The organism is Streptomyces sp. NPDC057271, from assembly GCF_042668715.1.
In the GTDB taxonomy this organism is placed as follows: domain Bacteria; phylum Actinomycetota; class Actinomycetes; order Streptomycetales; family Streptomycetaceae; genus Streptomyces.
Map to the genome: position 1 here is coordinate 173,268 of NZ_JBHUYJ010000002.1, position 15,056 is coordinate 188,323.

The 15,056-nt window shown below is 72.4% G+C and carries 11 protein-coding genes; 5 read left to right on the plus strand and 6 right to left on the minus strand.

What is annotated here, in order from left to right:
- Window positions 1-97: 97 nt before the first annotated feature.
- The 3 genes from ACFUJR_RS01690 (at window position 98) to pulA (ending at window position 8,380) form a co-directional block, all read left to right on the plus strand.
- On the plus strand, window positions 98-1,117 hold the full coding sequence (locus tag ACFUJR_RS01690) for a LacI family DNA-binding transcriptional regulator (protein WP_383450184.1): 1,020 nt from the start codon (window positions 98-100) through the stop codon (window positions 1,115-1,117).
- Window positions 1,118-1,239: 122 nt separating this feature from the next.
- Window positions 1,240-2,940 (plus strand): carbohydrate-binding module family 20 domain-containing protein, encoded by a 1,701-nt coding sequence (locus ACFUJR_RS01695; RefSeq protein ID WP_383175462.1) that lies wholly within the window; start codon window positions 1,240-1,242, stop codon window positions 2,938-2,940.
- 118 nt (window positions 2,941-3,058) lie between these two features.
- Complete coding sequence (gene pulA, locus ACFUJR_RS01700) at window positions 3,059-8,380, plus strand: pullulanase-type alpha-1,6-glucosidase (RefSeq protein ID WP_383175474.1); 5,322 nt, start codon at window positions 3,059-3,061, stop codon at window positions 8,378-8,380.
- Here the strand turns inward: pulA and ACFUJR_RS01705 are convergent.
- Window positions 8,367-8,885, minus strand: a complete 519-nt coding sequence (locus ACFUJR_RS01705) for a GNAT family N-acetyltransferase (protein WP_383175459.1) — start codon at window positions 8,883-8,885, stop codon at window positions 8,367-8,369. The two genes, pulA and ACFUJR_RS01705, sit on opposite strands and share 14 nt — an antisense overlap.
- On the opposite strand from ACFUJR_RS01705, the gene ACFUJR_RS01710 reads away from it, so the two are divergent.
- Window positions 8,884-9,120 carry a hypothetical protein gene (locus ACFUJR_RS01710; RefSeq protein ID WP_383175456.1) on the plus strand — a complete coding sequence of 79 codons (237 nt, stop codon included), beginning with the start codon at window positions 8,884-8,886 and terminating at the stop codon, window positions 9,118-9,120. The genes ACFUJR_RS01705 and ACFUJR_RS01710 overlap by 2 nt on opposite strands.
- On the opposite strand, the gene ACFUJR_RS01715 is transcribed toward ACFUJR_RS01710, so the two are convergent.
- Entirely contained in the window at window positions 9,068-9,790 is a 723-nt protein-coding gene (locus ACFUJR_RS01715) for a TetR/AcrR family transcriptional regulator (RefSeq protein WP_383175453.1), read from the minus strand. The two genes, ACFUJR_RS01710 and ACFUJR_RS01715, sit on opposite strands and share 53 nt — an antisense overlap.
- Window positions 9,791-9,828: 38 nt before the next feature.
- Here ACFUJR_RS01715 and ACFUJR_RS01720 point away from each other — a divergent pair, with 38 nt between their 5' ends.
- Window positions 9,829-10,095, plus strand: coding sequence for a hypothetical protein (locus tag ACFUJR_RS01720; protein WP_383175450.1), 267 nt, complete (start codon window positions 9,829-9,831; stop codon window positions 10,093-10,095).
- A 13-nt stretch (window positions 10,096-10,108) separates the two neighbouring features.
- On the opposite strand, the gene ACFUJR_RS01725 is transcribed toward ACFUJR_RS01720, so the two are convergent.
- The 4 genes from ACFUJR_RS01725 to ACFUJR_RS01740 form a co-directional block, all read right to left on the minus strand.
- Window positions 10,109-11,245, minus strand: a complete 1,137-nt coding sequence (locus tag ACFUJR_RS01725) for a PDR/VanB family oxidoreductase (protein WP_383175471.1) — start codon at window positions 11,243-11,245, stop codon at window positions 10,109-10,111.
- Complete coding sequence (locus ACFUJR_RS01730) at window positions 11,242-12,126, minus strand: metal-dependent hydrolase (protein WP_383175447.1); 885 nt, start codon at window positions 12,124-12,126, stop codon at window positions 11,242-11,244. The genes ACFUJR_RS01725 and ACFUJR_RS01730 overlap by 4 nt, the downstream gene beginning before the upstream one ends.
- A 101-nt stretch (window positions 12,127-12,227) precedes the next feature.
- Complete coding sequence (locus tag ACFUJR_RS01735) at window positions 12,228-14,168, minus strand: hypothetical protein (protein WP_383175468.1); 1,941 nt, start codon at window positions 14,166-14,168, stop codon at window positions 12,228-12,230.
- A gap of 81 nt (window positions 14,169-14,249) precedes the next feature.
- Window positions 14,250-15,050, minus strand: a complete 801-nt coding sequence (locus tag ACFUJR_RS01740) for a tyrosine-protein phosphatase (RefSeq protein ID WP_383175444.1) — start codon at window positions 15,048-15,050, stop codon at window positions 14,250-14,252.
- Between the last annotated feature and the right edge of the window lie 6 nt (window positions 15,051-15,056).

A 15,056-nucleotide genomic window follows, 5' to 3' on the forward strand; every position in this document is an offset into this window, starting at 1 on the left:
GAGGGGGAGAGCTCCCATCAAAACCCATCGGGGGGGAGGGGGGCAAACCTCCCCCCCCCGGAGGAGACAAGAAGCGTACCCCCCACGGCTCGCGGACATCGCGGCCCAGTCCGGGGTCAGCGAGGCCACGGTCAGCAGGGTCCTCAACGGCAAGGCGGGCGTGGCCGGCGGGACCCGGCACCGCGTCCTGGCCGCGCTCGACGTGCTCGGCTACGAGCGTCCCGTACGGCTGAAACGGCGCAGCGCGGGCCTGGTCGGCCTGCTCGTGCCGGAGCTGACGAACCCGATCTTCCCCGCGTTCGCGCAGGTCATCGAGCAGGTCCTGGCCGGGCACGGCTACACCCCGGTGCTCTGCACCCAGATGCCCGGCGGCGCCACCGAGGACGAGCTGGTCGAGCAGCTGGAGGAGCGCGGGGTCACCGGCATCATCTTCCTCTCCGGGCTGCACGCCGACGCCTCCGCCGACCCGGAGCGTTACGTCCGGCTGGCCGCTCGGGGCGTCCCGTTCGTCCTCATCAACGGCTTCAACGAGCGGATCGACGCCAACTTCGTCTCGTCCGACGACCGGGCGGCCGCGCGGATGGCCGTGCGGCATCTGGTCGAGCTGGGCCACGAGCGGATCGGTCTGGCGATCGGCCCCACCCGCTACGTGCCCTCGCGCCGCAAGGCGGAGGGCTTCGCGGCCGAGCTGCACCAGCTCCTGGGGATGGAGCGGGAGGAGGCCGAACGGTACGTCCGTCCCACGCTGTTCGGCGTCGAGGGCGGGCACGCGGCGGCCGACACCCTGCTGGACCAGGGCTGCACCGGGATCGTGTGCGGCTCCGACCTGATGGCGCTCGGCGCGATCCGCGCGGTGCGCGCGCGGGGCCTCGACGTGCCCGGTGACGTGTCGGTCATCGGCTTCGACGACTCGCCGCTGATCGCCTTCACCGACCCGCCGCTGACCACCGTGCGCCAGCCCGTGCAGGCGATGGCGACGGCGGCGGTGGGGGCGCTCCTGGAGGAGGTGGAGGGGAACCCCGTGCAGCGCACGGAGTTCGTCTTCCAGCCGGAGCTGGTGGTCCGGGGCTCCACGGCGCAGCCGCCGGCCGGTACCTCGCTGCAACTCCTTGCGTAACTCCCTGCATTGAGGGGCCCCAAGGGTTGACCCGGGGTCGGGGCACTCGTACGGTCACGGCTGAAAACAGTTGCTGACACTTTCGGCAACTTCTTGCGACAGGGACGTCGTCAGGAGGAATCATGGCCAGAAAGACCGTGGCCGCTGCACTCGCCCTCGTGGCGGGAGCCGCTGTGGCCGTCACGGCGCCGCCCGCCCCGGCACAGGCGGCGGCACCCGGCCCCAAGGACGTCACCGCGGTGATGTTCGAGTGGAAGTTCACCTCGGTGGCCAAGGCCTGTACGGACCAGCTCGGTCCGGCCGGGTACGGCTACGTGCAGGTGTCACCGCCCCAGGAGCGGATCCAGGGCTCGACCTGGTGGACCGCCTACCAGCCCGTCAGCTACAGGATCGCCGGACCGCTCGGCGACCGCACCGCCTTCAAGGCCATGGTCGACACCTGTCACGCGGCGGGCGTGAAGGTCGTCGCCGACACCGTCATCAACCACATGTCGAACGCCTCGGGCACGGGAACGGGCGGGACCTCGTTCTCCAAGTACGACTACCCGGGGCTGTACTCGGGCGCCGACATGGACGACTGCCGGGCCACCATCTCGAACTACCAGGACCGGACCAACGTCCAGAACTGCGAGCTGGTCCAGCTGCCCGACCTCGACACCGGCGAGGACTACGTCCGCGGTCGCATCGCCGGCTACATGAACGACCTGCTCTCCCTCGGCGTGGACGGCTTCCGGGTGGACGCCGCCAAGCACATGCCGGCCGCGGACCTCGCGAACATCAAGTCGCGGCTGAGCAACCCGGGCGTCTACTGGAAGCAGGAGGCGATATACGGGGCCGGCGAGGCGGTCTCGCCGAGCGAGTACCTGGGCAACGGGGACGTGCAGGAGTTCCGTTACGCACGCGACCTCAAGCGGATCTTCGGCTCGGAGAAGCTCGCGTACCTGAACAACTTCGGCGAGTCCTGGGGCTACATGCCCTCCGGCGCGGCCGGGGTCTTCGTGGACAACCACGACACCGAGCGCGGCGGGGACACCCTCAACTACAAGGCGGGCGCCACCTACACACTGGCGAGCGTCTTCATGCTGGCCTGGCCGTACGGCTCCCCGGACGTCCACTCCGGCTACGAGTGGTCCGACAAGGACGCGGGCGCCCCGGGCGGCGGTCAGGTCGACGCCTGTTACAGCGACGGCTGGAAGTGCCAGCACGCGTGGCGCGAGATCGCCTCCATGGTGGGCTTCCGCAACGCGGCGCGGGGGACCTCGGTCGGCAACTGGTGGGACAACGGCAACAACGCGATCGCGTTCGGCCGTGGCGACAAGGCCTACGTCGCCCTCAACCACGAGGGCTCGTCGCTGACCCGCACGTTCCAGACGGGGCTGCCGGCCGGCACGTACTGCGACGTGCAGTCCGACACGCCGGTGACGGTGAACGCGGCAGGCCAGTTCACGGCCACGCTGGCATCGAACACGGCGCTGGCGCTGCACGTGAACGCGAAGAGCTGCGGCGGCACGACGACCCCGCCGCCCGCGAGCGCCGGAGCCGCCTTCGACGTCAACGCCACCACCGTGGTCGGCCAGGACATCTACGTGACCGGTAACCGCCCGGAGCTGGGCGACTGGTCCCCGTCCGCCGCCCTGAAGCTGGACCCGGCCTCGTACCCGGTCTGGAAGCTCGACGTCGCCCTGCCGGCCGGCACGGCCTTCGAGTACAAGTACGTCCGCAAGGACGCGGCGGGCAACGTGACCTGGGAGTCGGGCGCCAACCGCACCGCGACGGTCCCCGCCTCCGGCCAGATCGTCCTGAACGACACCTTCCGCAGCTGACCGTTCCTCTCCTCAGGGCCGCCCCGCCGGGGCGGCCCCCCTTCCCGTACCTCCAGGGAGAACCCCCGTGATACGCAAGAGAACGGCGGCCGCCGTGGCCACCGCCCTGTGCGCGGCGATGGTGCCCGCCCTCCCGGCCGCGGCCGCGCCGCCGCCACCACCCCCGCCGTCCGACCGGGCGCTCGCCGCGCAGCCCGCGCGGCACGACCTCACGCGCGAGCAGTTCTACTTCGTGCTGCCCGACCGGTTCGCCAACGGCGACCCCGCCAACGACCGCGGCGGGCTCACCGGCACCCGGCTCGACACCGGGTTCGACCCCGCCGACAAGGGCTTCTACCAGGGCGGTGACCTGAAGGGGCTCACCAAGAAGCTCGACTACATCAAGGGCCTCGGCACCACCGCCATCTGGATGGCGCCGATCTTCAAGAACCAGCCCGTCCAGGGCACCGGCAAGGACGCGAGCGCCGGCTATCACGGCTACTGGATCACCGACTTCACCCAGGTCGACCCGCACTTCGGCACCAACGCCGACCTGGAGAGACTGATCGACAAGGCCCACGCCAAGGGCATGAAGGTCTTCTTCGACGTCATCACCAACCACACCGCCGACGTCGTCGACTACCGGGAGAAGAGCTACGACTACCTCTCCAAGGGCGCCTTCCCGTATCTGACGAAGGACGGCGTCCCCTTCGACGACCGCGCCGCCGCGGCCGACGGAACGTTCCCGCGCGTCGACACGGACTCCTTCCCCCGCACCCCCGTCGTCCCCGCCGGGAAGAAGAACCTCAAGGTCCCGTCCTGGCTCAACGACCCGACGATGTACCACAACCGGGGTGACTCGACCTTCGCAGGCGAGTCCTCCCAGTACGGCGACTTCGTCGGCCTGGACGACCTGTGGACCGAGCGTCCCGAGGTCGTCCAGGGCATGGAGAGGATCTACCAGCGCTGGGTCCGCGACTTCGACATCGACGGCTTCCGCATCGACACCGTCAAGCACGTCGACACCGCGTTCTGGACCCAGTGGGCCACCGCTCTCGACGAGTACGCGGCCAAGCGCGGCCGCGACGACTTCTTCATGTTCGGCGAGGTCTACTCCGCCGACCCGGCGATCACCGCCCCGTACGTGACCGAGGGCCGCCTCGACGCCACCCTCGACTTCCCCTTCCAGGACGCCGCCCGCGCCTTCGCCTCCCAGGGCGGTACGGCGGAGAAGCTGGCCAACCTCTTCGGCCAGGACTACCGCTACACCACCGACAAGGCCAACGCCTACGAGTCGGTGCCCTTCCTCGGCAACCACGACATGGGCCGCTTCGGCACCTTCCTCAAGCAGGACAACCCGAAGGCCGGCGACGCCGAACTCCTCCAGCGCTACCGGCTCGCCAACGAGCTGATGTTCCTCACCCGAGGCAACCCCGTCGTCTACTACGGCGACGAGCAGGGCTACACCGGCGCCGGCGGCGACAAGGACTCCCGCCAGACCCTCTTCGCGTCGAAGACCGCCGACTACCTGGACGACGACCAGCTCGGCACCGACCGCACCCACGCCACCGACGCGTACGACACCACCCACCCCCTCTACCGCCAGATCGCCGCGCTCTCCGCGCTCACAAGGAAGCACCCGGCGCTCCGCGACGGCATCCAGGAGCAGCGGTACGCCGAGGGCTCCGTCTACGCCTTCTCCCGCACCGACGCCCGTTCCAGGACCGAGTACGTCGTCGCCGTCAACAGCTCCACCGAGGCGAGGACCGTCGAGATCCCGACCGGCTCCGCGGGCATGGACTTCACCGCGATCCACGGCGGCGACGCCCGCGTCACCAGCGCCACCGACACCAAGGTCACCGTGACCGTCCCGGCGCTCGGCTCGCTCGTGCTCAAGGCCGCCGGGCCGCTCGGCGCGCCCGCCTCCACACCGAAGATCACCCTCAAGGCCCCCGAGGCCGGGGCCACCGGCACCGTCGAGCTCTCCGCCGACGTCACCGGCGGGCAGCTGAACCGCGTCGTCTTCGCCGCCCAGACCGGCAACCGAAAGTGGCAGGTCCTCGGCTCCGCCGACCACGCCCCGTACAAGGTCACCCAGAAGATCACCGCGCCCGCCGGAACGGCCCTGCGCTACAAGGCCGTCGTCGTCGACAGCGCCGGCCGTACCGCGAGCGCGACCGCCGCGACCACCAGCGGCGCCCCGGCCGTCGAGCAGCCGCCGACCGCCACCCAGCGCGACTACGCGATCGTCCACTACAAGCGCGCCGACGGAGACTACGCCGACTGGGGCCTGTACACCTGGGGTGACATCGCCGACGGCGAGGGCACCACGTGGCCCGCGGGCAAGCCCTTCACCGGCCGTGACGCCTACGGGGCCTTCGCCTACGTCAAGCTCAAGCCCGGCGCCTCCTCGGTCGGCTTCATCGCCGTGAACAAGGACGGCGTCAAGGACACCGACGCGGACCGCGCCATCGACCTGTCCAGGACCGGCGAGGTCTGGATCGAGCAGGGCAGGCCCGAGGTCCTGAACGCCGCGCCCGAAGGCGCGTACCCGCCCCAGGACACCACGAAGGCCGTCCTGCACTACCAGCGCGCCGACGGCGACCTCGCCGGCTGGGGCCTGCACACCTGGACCGGCGCCGCGAACCCCACCGACTGGAGCAGGCCGCTGGAGCCGGTGCGCACCGACGCCTACGGAGCGGTCTACGAGGTCCCGCTCGCGGCCGGTGCCACCTCCCTCTCGTACATCCTCCACAAGGGCGACGAGAAGGACCTGCCGACCGACCAGTCCCTCGACCTCAAGGCCGACGGCCATGAGGTGTGGCTGCTCGGCGGCCAGGAGAAGTACCTGCTGCCGCAGCCCAAGGGCAGCGGCGCCGCGCTCGACCTCACCAAGGCCGAGGCGATCTGGATCGACGAGACCACCCTCGCCTGGAACGGCAGCGACGCCGCCGCCTCCAGCGTGCTCCTCTCCTCCCGCGCCGGCTCGATCACGGTCGAGAACGGGACGCTCACCGGCGACGACCGCCGGGCGCTGCGCCTGCACCGCACCGAGCTGACCGACGCCCAGAAGGCCGCCTTCCCGCACCTGAAGGCGTACGGAGCCTTCACGGTCGACCCGCGCGACCGCGACCGTGTCCGCGAGGCGCTCAAGGGGCAGCTCGTCGCCGCCCAGTACGCGGCGAACGGCGCCGTCCTGACCGCCACGGGCGTCCAGCTCGCCGGTGTCCTCGACGACCTCTACGCGTCGAAGGCGACCGGGGCCGCGCTCGGCCCGGTGTTCCGGGGCGGCCGCCCCACCCTGTCCCTCTGGGCGCCCACCGCCCAGTCCGTCGCGCTCGAACTCGGCGGCAGGACCGTGCCCATGCGCCGTGACGACGCCTCCGGCGTCTGGTCGGTCACCGGCACGCGCGCGTGGACGGGCAAGCCGTACCGCTACGTGGTCAAGGTCTGGGCACCCACCGTCCGGCAGATCGTCACCAACAAGGTCACCGACCCCTACTCCACCGCCCTGACCACCGACTCGGCCCGCAGCCTGGTCGTCGACCTCGCGGACCCGAAGCTCGCCCCCAAGGGCTGGAAGAGCCTGGCCAAGCCGGCGGCCGTACCGCTGCGGGACGCCCAGATCCAGGAGCTCCACATCCGTGACTTCTCGGTCGCGGACACCACGGCCGTCCCCGCCCACAAGGGCACCTACCTCGCCTTCACCGACGCCGGCAGCAAGGGCTCACGGCACCTGAAGGCCCTCGCCGCCTCCGGAACGTCCTACGTCCACCTCCTCCCGGCCTTCGACATCGGCACCATCCCCGAGAAGAAGTCCGAGCAGACCCAGCCGGCGTGCGACCTCAAGGTCTACGCCCCCGACTCCGAGGAGCAGCAGGCCTGCGTCGCCGCCGCCGCGGCCAAGGACGCCTACAACTGGGGCTACGACCCGCTGCACTACACCGTCCCCGAAGGCTCCTACTCCACCGACCCCGACGGCACCCGCCGTACGGTCGAGTTCCGGCAGATGGTCCAGTCGCTCAACGGCGCCGGACTGCGCACGGTCATGGACGTCGTCTACAACCACACCGTGGCGAGCGGCCAGGCCGACAAGTCCGTCCTCGACAAGGTCGTGCCCGGCTACTACCAGCGGCTCCAGGCCGACGGCTCCGTCGCCACCTCCACCTGCTGCGCCAACACCGCACCCGAGAACGCCATGATGGGCAAGCTCGTCGTCGACTCGGTCGTCACCTGGGCCAGGCAGTACAAGGTGGACGGCTTCCGCTTCGACCTCATGGGCCATCACCCGAAGGAGAACATCCTCGCCGTCCGCAAGGCCCTGGACGCGCTGACCGTGGCCAAGGACGGCGTCGACGGCAAGGCGATCGTGCTCTACGGCGAGGGCTGGAACTTCGGCGAGATCGCCGACGACTCCCGCTTCGTCCAGGCCACCCAGAAGAACATGGCCGGCACGGGCGTCGCGACCTTCTCCGACCGGGCCCGTGACGCCGTCCGCGGCGGCGGCCCCTTCGACGAGGACCCGGGCGTCCAGGGCTTCGCCTCCGGTCTCTTCACCGAACCCAACTCCTCCTCGGCCAACGGCACCCCGGACGAGCAGAAGGCCCGGCTCCTGCACTACCAGGACCTGATCAAGGTCGGACTGTCCGGCAACCTCGCCGACTACTCCTTCACCGACACCTCCGGCCGTACGGTCAAGGGCAGCCAGGTCGACTACAACGGCTCCCCGGCCGGCTACGCGGCCGCCCCCGGCGACGCCCTCGCCTACGCCGACGCCCACGACAACGAGACCCTGTACGACGCGCTCGCCTTCAAGCTCCCGGCGACCACCTCGGCCGCCGACCGGTCCAGGATGCAGGTCCTCGCCATGGCGACGGCGACGCTCTCGCAGGGCCCCGCGCTCTCCCAGGCGGGCTCGGACCTGCTGCGCTCCAAGTCGCTCGACCGCAACTCGTACGACAGCGGCGACTGGTTCAACGCGGTCCACTGGGACTGCCGGGACGGCAACGGCTTCGGCCGCGGCCTGCCTCCGGCGGCCGACAACAAGGCCAAGTGGGGGTACGGAAAGCCGCTGCTGACCGCCCCGGCCCTCACCGTCGGCTGCAAGGAGATCGACGGCGCCTCGGCCGCCTACCGGGACCTGCAGAGGATCCGTACGACCGAGTCCGTCTTCTCCCTCGCCACCGCCGGGCAGGTCCAGGACGCCCTGTCCTTCCCGCTCTCCGGCACCGGTGAGACCCCGGGCGTGATCACCATGCGCCTGGGCGGCCTGGTCGTGGTCTTCAACGCCACGCCCGAGCGGCAGACCCAGCGGGTCGCCGCCCTGGCCGGTCAGGGCTACGCCCTCCACCCGGTCCAGGCCGGGGGCTCGGACGCCGTGGTCAAGTCCGCTTCATACGAGGCCGGTTCGGGGACCTTCACCGTCCCGGCCCGCACGGTCGCGGTGTTCAGGGCCGGGTGAGCGCCTTCTCCAGGAGCGTGACCCCGTAGTACGTGCCGTCGGCGGCGACCTTCCCGGGCTCCTCGCCGACGACCGTGTAGCCCGCGGCTTCGTAGTACGTACGGAGCCGCGGGTTGCTCGCGACACAGTCCAGCCGGGCCACCGCCCTCCCGCCGGCCGCGATCCGCTCCTCCGCGTGCGCGAGGAGCGCGCGGCCGGCTCCGGCGGGGGCGGCCTCCCGGTCGGTCATCAGCCGGTGGACGTAGCCCGCGACGGGCGGCTGCGGGCCCCACGCCGGCTCGTCCTCCCACCACAGCTCGTACGCCCCCACGGCCCGGCCGTCACGGGCCATGAGCCACACCTCGCCGGCCGCCATCCGCGCCCGGAAGTGCTCGGCGCTCTTGTCGCCCGGCTTCCACTGGTCGATCCCGTTGCGGACCATCCAGCCCGCGGCCCTGTCGAACAACCCCACCAGACGGTCCAGATCGCGGTCGTCCGCCTGCCGGAAGGTCACCTGTGCGTCCATGACGATCACCGTAAGGGTGTGGTCGGACATCCTCGCGACCGGGAGCCGCCTCATGCCGCAGATCACCGTGGACCACTGCGCGCCGCTCGACCGGCGCGGCTTCGCGCTCGCGCTGCTGCCCGCGTACGTCGAGGAGCCGGGGGCCACACGGCTCTCCGCCGAGGTCCGCGACCTCGACCCGCCTACCGCAAGGTCTGACCGCCCTGGGCCGGCACCCGCGGCACCAGCGCCATGAGCCGGCCGACCAGCTCGCCGAACGGGCCGTCCGCCGGTTCGTCGGCGAGGATGCGGACCAGAACGTCCGCCATCTCCGTGTCGTAGGCCGCGCTCACCGCCGCCAGCGCCGCGAAGTCGTGCACCAGCTGCAGTTCCAGCTCCGCGCGCGGCACCCGCCGCCCGTCCAGCCAGATCAGCGCCGTCGACTCGGCCAGCGACACCCAGGAGCGGACGACCAGTTCGAGCCGGGCCGAGGGGCGCTCGACGTCCAGATGGGCCAGGATCTGCTCGTACGCGGCCTGCCGCACCTCGTCGATCATCGCGTTCGTCGTCGACGAGCCCACCGCGGGGCCGCCCCGCATCAGCGCCGCGAAACCCGGCCCGTGATCGTCGACGAAGTCGAAGAACCGGCCCATCACGCGCAGCAGACGCGCGCCCAGCGGGCCCTGCGGCGGCTCCACGAACCGGGCCGCCAGCTCGTCCGCCGCCCGCCGCAGCGCCGCCTCGTACAGGCTCTGCTTGCCGGGGAAGTAGTGGTAGACCAGCGGCCGCGAGATCCCCGCGGCCGCGGCGATCTCGTCGATGGACACCTCGTCGGGAGAGCGGTGGCTGAACAGCTCAAGGGCCACCCCGATCAGCTGCTGCTTGCGCTCCTCGACGCCCATCCTGCGGCGCACCCCGGTCGTCATGCGAACAGCCTAACGGCCGTCCGATACGCTCCCACGACATGAGTACCAACGGTTTGAGCCCGAAGCAGGCCCGTCAACTGCGGATAGCCGCCGCGTCCGTGCTGCTGGTGGCCATGGCGGCCGTGCTGGTGATCCGGCTGGCCAGCCGTACGTCGGTGCTGGTCGTCGGTGTGTACGGACTGGCCATGGTCCTCTGCGGTGTCGTGATCGAGCTCTCCCGCAACGGCCGTACGCGGCTGGGCACCTGGCTCCTGGTGGGCGGCCTGGCGGCCGCCCTCGCCTTCGACTGGCTGATCCTGCCCTGACCCGGCAGCTGCGCTAAAGGTCGAGCACCAGCCGTTCCCCGGCGCAGCGCGAGACGCAGATCAGCATCGAGTCGCCGCGCTCCGCGTCCGTGAGCAGCTCGTCGCGGTGATCGATCTCGCCCTCCAGGAACCGCTGTTGGCAGGTGCCGCAGAAGCCCTGCTCGCAGGAGTACGCGACCCCTGGCACCACGCCCCGGACGGCGTCGAGGACGGACTGGTCCGCCGCCACCGTCACCGTACGTCCGGTGCGGCGCAGTTCGAGCTCGATGGGGCCGCCGCCGCTCGTCGCGGTGGGGGAGAAGCGCTCCAGGTACGGTGTCCGGCCCGCCGGCATCGCGGCGGCCACCGCGTCCATCAGGCCGTCCGGTCCGCAGCAGTACACCGCCGTCTCCTCGGGCACCTCGGCGAGGAAACCGAGTGCGGGGCGCCCTTCCCCCGGCCTTCGGCCGGGGGCGCCCCCGTCCTGCTCCGCTCGGTCCTCGGTGACCACCGTCACCCTCCGCCGGCCTTCGGCCGGGGGGACTCCCGTCTCGCTGCGCCCGCCGCCGAGCTTCTCGATCTCGTCGAGGTACGGCAGGGTGGCACGGCTGCGCCCGCAGTACAGCAGCCGCCAGTCGGCGCCCGCCGCCTCCGCCGCGCGCAGCATCGGCAGGACGGGGGTGATGCCGATGCCTCCCGCCACGAAGACGTACGCCGGCGCGTCGACCAGCGGGAAGCGGTTCCGGGGCCCGCGGATCTCGATCTCCGTGCCCTCGTGGAGCTGCTCGTGCACCTCGCGCGAGCCGCCCCGGCCCTCCTCGAGGAGGCGAACGGCGACCGTGTACGTGTCGGTGTCGGCCGGGTCCCCGCACAGCGAGTACTGCCGTACGAGCCCGGACGGCAGTACCAGGTCGACATGGGCGCCCGGCTGCCAGGCGGGCAGGCCCGTGCCTTCGAGCCGGAGCCGTACGACGCCCTCGGCGGGTTCGGTGCGCTCGGTGACCAGGACCTTCCGGGTCACGGTCGCGAGCCGGCCGCGGCCGGAGACCGGCTCGTCGAGGGCGGGCAGGGGCCAGAGCGGGGCGGCGTTGATCCGGCGGCGCATGGCCCGCCTGGCGAGGACCGCGGCCCCGGCGATCAGGACGACGGTGAGCGGACGGGGCATGGTCAGCGGCCTCCGTTGGCGCCGGGGGAGTCGGCCAGGTACGCGACGGCCTGGGCCGTGTTCCCCTCCTGGGAGGGGTGGTAGTCGCGTCTGAGGTAGCGCGGGACCGCCCGCAGCAGATCGGGCGTGGACGGCAGTACGCCCTCGCGGCCCTTGCGGACGAGCTGGCCGACCGACGCCCTGCCGTCGATCAGGGTGGGATCGTTCTCCATGAAGAAGCGGGTGCCGCGCTGCCAGAGGAAGACCATCGCGGTGAAGGCCGTGGCCCAGGTCCGGGCGCGTCGGCGGTAGCCGCCGTCGAGGTGCATGAACAGTTCGAAGGCGACGGAGCGGTGCTCGACCTCCTCGGCGCCGTGCCAGCGCAGCAGGTCCAGCATGGTCGGATCCGCTCCCCGCCGGTCCAACTCCTCCGCGTTGAGGACCCAGTTGCCGAGGAAGGCCGTGTAGTGCTCGATCGCGGCGATGAGCGCGACCCGTTCCATCAGCCACCAGCGGCGCGCCCGGCCGGGCGGCAGGGTCCGGTCCCCGAGCAGCTTCTCGAAGAACCAGTCCACCTGGGCGGTGTACGGCGTGGGGTCCAGGCCGAGCTTCCTGAGGTGGGGGAGCACGTCGTCGTGCGCCTGGGAGTGGACGGCCTCCTGGCCGATGAAGCCGATGACGTCGTCACGCAGCCGGTCGTCGGTGATGAACGGGAGCACCTGCTTGTACACGTGCACGAACCAGCGCTCGCCGGCCGGAAGCAGCAGGTGCAGCACGTTGATGGTGTGGGTGGTGAACGGATCACCGGGAACCCAGTGGAGCGGGGTCTTCTCCCAGTCGAAGGAGACCTTGCGTGCCTTGAGTTCGATGTGCTCCGACGCCACCGGTGCAGGCTGCGTATTAGACATGACGTCAATGTACTGAGGGGTAAGCAATGGGCACCAGGGTCGTGCACGCCGATTTTTCATGCCCCGCCACGGGACGGCGCCCGAGCCTCACGGGCGCGTGTTCAACGCAGCGCCCCCACGCGCGTTCCGTCGGCCAACGTCCCTGTCAGGTCCGCCCGGCTGCCGGGCGCGGCCCGGAGGGCGAGCAGCGGGCCGTCCGCCTCGCCCTTCACCCCGCCCGTGGTCCGCAGCGCCACGAAGTCCCCGCTCCCCGCCGCCAGGACGTACCAACGACCGCTCTTCGCCTGCCAGAGCACGCCGGCGAGGACCCGCGGCTCCCGCACCCCGCAGGCCGGGGACTCCTCGGCCTGCGCCACCACGGCCGCGGCCACCCCCGGCGCGGGGACCTGGAACTGGGCGAGGACCCGGCTGCCCGTGCCCCGCCAGGTCTCCGCGCGGGCGCACACCCAGGCCGCGCGGCCCCCGTCCTCCGGCAGCCGCTGCTCGGCGAACCGCCAGGCGTTCACCGACCGCACCCCGTGCGAGCGGACCGCCGTCAGCCGGCAGGCCGCCCGCTCCCAGAGCGACCGCGCCGCCTTCCCCGTCACGTCCGCGGGCGCCCCGGGCGGTCCCGAGGTCAGCCTGGCCGGCGCCAGCTCGCCCAGATCGGCCAGCAGCCGCACCCCCGTGGTGTCCCGCACCTGGAGCGTGTTCCACGCCGCGCACCCCTGTGCCTGGGCCGGGCTGAGCAGCGGCTGCGTGACGCCGTGCACGTCCCGTTCGAGCCGCCAGGGTGCCTTCGCCGGCGCCAGGAGGTCCCGTACGGCCGTCTCCCGGACCCAAGGGGCCGTCACATAGCGGACGTTGGCCGACGTACGGGAGAGGACGAGGGCCGCGGAGCCGGCCTCGTCCGCCCCGTCCGTCCGCGCGAAGTCCAGCGCCGCACCGGCCGTCCCCGCCGACGGCTCGGCGTACCGCACCGCCCGCAGCCCGTCGTGGAAGAGCACCACGCGCGAACCGTCCACCTCGCCCGCGTACAGCAGGTGCGGCGGTCCCATCGGCGGTCCCACCGGCGTCCCCGGTGTCGCCGAGGACCGCACCGAAGCGCCGGGCCGCGCCCACACCGCGAGCGCCCGCCGCAGCAGCGCCCGGTCGTCCACCAGGGCACCCCGCGCCGGCCAGACCGAGAAGTCCGTCCGCGCCGAGTGCTGCCAGAACCCGGCGGGGACGCGTCGCAGCCTTCCCGGGTCGAGCGCGGCCTCCGCGGCCGGATTGCGCGCGTACGACGGCGCGGAGGCGCCACCCGGCCCCCAGCCCTCCCCGGGCAGCCCGAGCAGCGTCCCGCAGACCAGGACGGCCGCCGCCGCGGCGAGCGCCGCCCTGCCGTGCTGCCGGCGGCGCATCAGATCCGTCGGCCGGGCCTGGAGGGAGCACGGATCGAACTCGGGCGAGTCCAGCAGGCCCGCCGCACCGATGCCCAGCGCCACCTCCACCTCGCCGGCCGCCACGAGCGCCGCCTCCGCGTCCGGCTCCGCCACCCCGGCCGCCGTGAGCACCCGCAGCACCTCCGGATCGCCCTGCCGCTCCAGCCACCGCAGCACGTACACCGCGCGCGCCGGTCCGGTCATGGCGGAGAGCCGCTGGTCCAGCGCCAGTTCGTCGGCGCCGCCCGCCCGCGGGAACAGCCGGAGCCCCCAGACGTGCGGCAGCAGCGGTGGGAACTGCGCCCGCCGGGGCAGCGCCCGGCGCCGCAGCGGCAGCCCCGCGACGAACGCCTGCCGGAGCACCTCGACCCGGACGTACGCGTACCCGGGGTCGACCGCGTCCTCGGAGCGGTGCGGCCCCGGGACTCCGGCCCCGGAGGTCCGCCGTCCCGGCAGCGAGCGCTGGACGAGCGCGTGCGCCGTCAGCACCCGCCGGTTGCGCCCCAGGGAGGGCGGCAGCACGAGGTACGCGATCCGGACCAGTCGCGGGTAGTGCTCGACGAGCGCGGCCTCGGCCTGTTCGACATCGACCGGGCCGAAGGAGAAGGAGGCGAGTTCCTGGGTGCTCACGTTCAGCAGAACGAGCGAATCATCCGATGGTCACCCCGGCGGACGGCCGCCCGGCGGCGGTCGGAGCCGGCCCCCGGGTGGCGTCGCGGCTCAGACGTCGTAGACCGTCAGGCGCTCGCGGATCACGGCCGTCACCTCGTCGGGGACGCCCAGGCCGTCCCGTACGTACCGCTCCATCGAGCCGTGCCGGACCGCCACCTCGTCCAGCGCCGCCTCCAGATACTCCGGTACGACCCCGATCAGGGTCAGCGCCAGCTCCGGATCGCCGCCCTGCGCCGTGAACCCCTCGATCATCGGCGCGAACGCCTGCCGCACCGCCGGATTGACCGACAGGTACTCCGCCAGGACCGTCTTCTCGTCCGCGCCGAGCAGCGACAGCACCACCGCCGCCGCCCAGCCCGTGCGGTCCTTGCCCGCCGTGCAGTGGAAGAGCAGCGGCCCGCCGCGCGGATCGCCCAGCGCGGTGAGGAACACCCGGTAGGCGACGCGCGCGGAGTCGCTCGACACGAAGGCCCGGTACGTCCGGGCGAAGGCCTCCTGGGCCCGGCCCCCGCCGAGCGCCTGCTCGGCCAGCATCGGGTTGGTGAGCAGGGTCTTCAGCCGGGCGGCGGGCGGCAGGCCGCTGGCGGCCAGATGGTCGGCGAGCACGTCGGCGACGAGCAGCCGCACGTCCGACGGCACCCGGTCGGGCCGGTCCGCCCGCTCCTGCGCCGTACGGAAGTCGACGACGGTACGGATGCCGAGCGCGGCCACCGCCGTGTCCGCCGGATCGAGCCGGTCGAGCTGCGCGGACCGGAAGAGCCGCCCCGAGCGGACGCTGCGCCCCTCACCGAGGGGGAGCGTGCCCAGGTCGCGGAGGTTGGCGACGGTGGCGGCGGGGATGGCGGGCATGGCGTC

What these genes read in the sequence shown, in the direction of transcription:
- ACFUJR_RS01695 (WP_383175462.1), top strand. Translation starts at nt 1,240, where the DNA reads ATGGCCAGAAAGACCGTGGCCGCTGCACTCGCCCTCGTGGCGGGAGCC.
- pulA (WP_383175474.1), top strand. Translation starts at nt 3,059, where the DNA reads ATGGTGCCCGCCCTCCCGGCCGCGGCCGCGCCGCCGCCACCACCCCCG.
- ACFUJR_RS01710 (WP_383175456.1), top strand. Translation starts at nt 8,884, where the DNA reads ATGACGATCACCGTAAGGGTGTGGTCGGACATCCTCGCGACCGGGAGC.
- ACFUJR_RS01705 (WP_383175459.1), bottom strand. Translation starts at nt 8,885, where the DNA reads ATGGACGCACAGGTGACCTTCCGGCAGGCGGACGACCGCGATCTGGAC.
- ACFUJR_RS01715 (WP_383175453.1), bottom strand. Translation starts at nt 9,790, where the DNA reads ATGACGACCGGGGTGCGCCGCAGGATGGGCGTCGAGGAGCGCAAGCAG.
- ACFUJR_RS01720 (WP_383175450.1), top strand. Translation starts at nt 9,829, where the DNA reads ATGAGTACCAACGGTTTGAGCCCGAAGCAGGCCCGTCAACTGCGGATA.
- ACFUJR_RS01730 (WP_383175447.1), bottom strand. Translation starts at nt 12,126, where the DNA reads ATGTCTAATACGCAGCCTGCACCGGTGGCGTCGGAGCACATCGAACTC.
- ACFUJR_RS01740 (WP_383175444.1), bottom strand. Translation starts at nt 15,050, where the DNA reads ATGCCCGCCATCCCCGCCGCCACCGTCGCCAACCTCCGCGACCTGGGC.